Source organism: Tistrella bauzanensis (assembly GCF_014636235.1).
Classification (GTDB): domain Bacteria; phylum Pseudomonadota; class Alphaproteobacteria; order Tistrellales; family Tistrellaceae; genus Tistrella; species Tistrella bauzanensis.
Genome location: NZ_BMDZ01000194.1, coordinates 1 through 943 on the forward strand (window position 1 = coordinate 1; position 943 = coordinate 943).

Genomic DNA, 943 nt, shown 5'->3' on the forward strand with positions numbered 1-943 from the left:
AGGACGGGCCGCCTCACGCCGTCCCAGGCGACGGTGACGCTCTAAACCAGCCCGCCGCGCTCATTGCGCGACAGCCTCTCAGGCGGGTCGCTGATGGTGGCGGCCAAGCTGCTGCATCTGTTTCCCGAGGCCCGGGTGATCCATGTCTATCGCGACGGCCGCGACACCGCGATGTCGATGGCCCATCACCATAATTTCCGGGTGCTGGTGGGCGCGATGAAGGCGTCGCGACGCTTCGGCATCGATGGCTTCCGCCCCTTGCACCAGCCGCGCGGGCGGATGCTGGATGTCTGGCTTCAGCGGCTGATCTTCCCGCGCCTGAACGTCCGCCGGCTGGCGGGCGATGTGACGCTGGCCGATCTGGGCGAGTTCTGGAGCCGGATGATCCTGCTGGGCCAACAGGTCTTCGCCGATCTGCCGCCCGACCGGCTGCTGTCGCTGAAGTTCGAGGACGTCCAGCAATCCCCCCACGAGACCCTGCGCCGGATGATCCGCTTCATCGACCCGTCGCTGGAGGATGCCGGCTGGCTGGACGCGGTCGCCCGCATCCCCAAACCCGCCCGCTCCAAGTTCACCACCCTCCCCCCCGACACCCGCGCCGCCCTGACCGCCGCCTGCGCCCCCGGCCTCGCCGCGCTGGGGTATTCGCTGGAGGGGTGAGTGGCGGTGCCATGGTCGCCGAGCCCGGCATCTCCATCCCCCGCCAGTCGCTCCCGTACCAGATCCGCGCGGTGACGCCGCCATGTCCCGACCGCGTCGTCCTGGCGGGACATCAAGACAAGAGGTCTGGCATGGCTAGCCTCGGCACATGAGCCTTTGCTTCTCGACAACTGCCTCCCTGGCCAAATTTCGACTCCCGGTAATACCAAGTCCCATGGACGGTCACCCATGTGCCCATGATCGCATGCCGATGGACATGATGAGCCACGGCTGATCGACGAGA

General features: G+C 67.4%; 1 protein-coding gene. It reads left to right on the top strand.

Features of this window, described 5'->3' with window-relative positions:
* Positions 1 to 93 precede the first annotated feature (93 nt).
* Positions 94 to 660 (top strand): sulfotransferase domain-containing protein, encoded by a 567-nt coding sequence (locus tag IEW15_RS25535; RefSeq protein WP_229708877.1) that lies wholly within the window; start codon positions 94 to 96, stop codon positions 658 to 660.
* Positions 661 to 943 lie beyond the last annotated feature (283 nt).